The 1,913-nt window shown below is 72.7% G+C and carries 3 protein-coding genes; all 3 read left to right on the top strand.

Going from position 1 to position 1,913, the window contains the following annotated elements; translation table 11 throughout:
* The first annotated feature begins 308 nt into the window (after window positions 1–308).
* The gene (locus ABZ371_RS32165) at window positions 309–1,076 is read left to right on the top strand and encodes a hypothetical protein (protein ID WP_358686385.1); all 768 of its coding nucleotides are present in this window, start codon (window positions 309–311) and stop codon (window positions 1,074–1,076) included.
* Between the two features lie 178 nt (window positions 1,077–1,254).
* Window positions 1,255–1,791, top strand: a complete 537-nt coding sequence (locus ABZ371_RS32160) for a hypothetical protein (protein WP_358686382.1) — start codon at window positions 1,255–1,257, stop codon at window positions 1,789–1,791.
* Window positions 1,792–1,801: 10 nt separating this feature from the next.
* The coding region (locus tag ABZ371_RS32155) for an NADP-dependent isocitrate dehydrogenase (RefSeq protein ID WP_358686387.1) at window positions 1,802–1,913 on the top strand (112 nt) is incomplete at its 3' end.

Below are 1,913 nucleotides of genomic sequence, written 5' to 3'. Positions count from 1 at the left end.
CCCCGCCTCCGGCACCGGCACCGGCACCGGCTCCCGCGCCGCCCGAGCCGGAACCCGAGCCGGCTCCACCGCCACCGCCCCCTCCGCCACCACCGCCGCCCTCACCCCCTGCCCCTCGACCTTCCGAACCCACCGCCCGGCCGGCCGCCCCCGAGCCGGTCGCCCTGCCCACCTACCGCAGGCCGGCCCGCAGAACACCCCGAGCCGGCACCTCACTGGTCTCCCTCACCTTGGTGATCACCGCCCCCGCCGTCTTCGCCGTAGCAGTCCTGCGGCCCCGATCGTCCCGCTGACCGAGGAGGGAACCCATGTCGGAATGGCTCGTCCTGACCATCGCGATGGCGGCGGCCTGCGCCGTCGTCCTGACCATCGCCATCCTCAACAACCGCCGGATCGGTGACGACGACGACCCGTCGGAGACGCCCGACGTCATCGAGTACATGACGATGATGATCGGCGTGGTGTACGCGATCGTCCTCGGCCTGGCCATCGCCGGCGTATGGGAGGGCCGCAGTGCCGCCCAGGAGTCGGTGCGCCTGGAGGCGCAGGCCCTGCACGAGGTCAGCGCCCGCTCCGCCGTCTACCCGGCCGAGGTGCGCGACCGCATCCGAAGGGACGTCGACGCCTACGTGGCGTACGTCGTCGACGACGAGTGGAAGGCCATGACCGAACACGGCAGCCTCACCGAGGAGGGCACCCGGCTGCTCGACCGGGTGCGGGCCGATGTCACGGAGTACCAGCCGCGCACGGACCACGAGGGGCAGGCCTACCAGCCCCTCGTCGACCAGGTGGCGGCCGTGGACGACGCGCGCGGCTCGCGGGGGCAGAACGCGGGAGCGACCATGCCGGGGGTCGTCTGGTTCGGGCTGATCACCGGTGCGCTCGTCACCGTCGGGCTGATCTTCACGCTCCAGATCCGGAGAACCTTCCGCGAACTGCTGCTGGCCGGGCTCTTCAGCGTCCTGATCGCCTTCCTGCTCTTCCTCATCTGGGACTTCGACGCCCCGTTCGGCCGGGGCATCTCGGCCACCACCGCACCCTTCGTCGATCTGTTCCCCCACGCGACGGGCGGGTAGCGCGGACCGGTCCCACCCCCGGCCGATGCGCCGGCCGGGGGACAGGGCTGCCCCATTCGCCCGACCCCGATCGCGGGTGATATGGAGCACTCCTAGCGTTTCGGGCATCGAGGTGCATTTCCCATGCCGTGCGGAAATCCGTTCCGCAGCTGCTCCTCGGGGACCCGGAGGATCAACCATGCGCGCGATACGTGTCGCACCCGTCGCACTGCTGGGCGCCGCCGCCTGCGCCCTCATGACACCGGCCGCGTCGGCCCAGGTGCTCACCGGCGGCACGCCCACCACCTTCACGCCCAGCATCACCCCGTCGACGGTCGCGCCGGGAGGGCGGGTCACCCTCGGGGCTGTGGGCTGCACCAGCGACGCGACCGCGTTCTCGGGCGTGTTCAACACGGTGACCATCCCCCGTGGGCGGTCGGCCACCGCCACGGTCGACCGGACCGCCAGGCGGGGTGCCGTCTACCAGGTGACGTTCCGCTGCGGCACGGCCACGCGGACGGCCGCCCTCACCATCACGAGCGGTGCCACCACCACCCCGTCGACCGCGCCCACGACCAGCTCCACGGCCATGCCAGGCGGGGTACTGGGCGGGCTGGGCGGCAGTGCCGGCGGAGTGGAGCCGGCGGAGGTCGCCGCGGGCTCCGCGCTCGTGACGCTGGCCGCGGCCGGTACCTTCCTCGCCCTGCGCAGGCGCCGCACGGGCCGTCAGCACTGACGGCACACCGTTGCGGCATACGACGGTCGAGGACAAGGACGTCCGCGCGCGGTACGACAAGGTCAAGGGCAGTGCGGTGAACCCCGTCCTGCGTGAGGGCAACTCCGACCGCCGCGCTCCCG

Source organism: Streptomyces sp. NPDC005899, from assembly GCF_040629645.1.
Classification (GTDB): domain Bacteria; phylum Actinomycetota; class Actinomycetes; order Streptomycetales; family Streptomycetaceae; genus Streptomyces.
The sequence above is the reverse complement of the archived record's forward strand: the minus strand, read 5'-3'. Positions and strand labels throughout refer to the sequence as shown.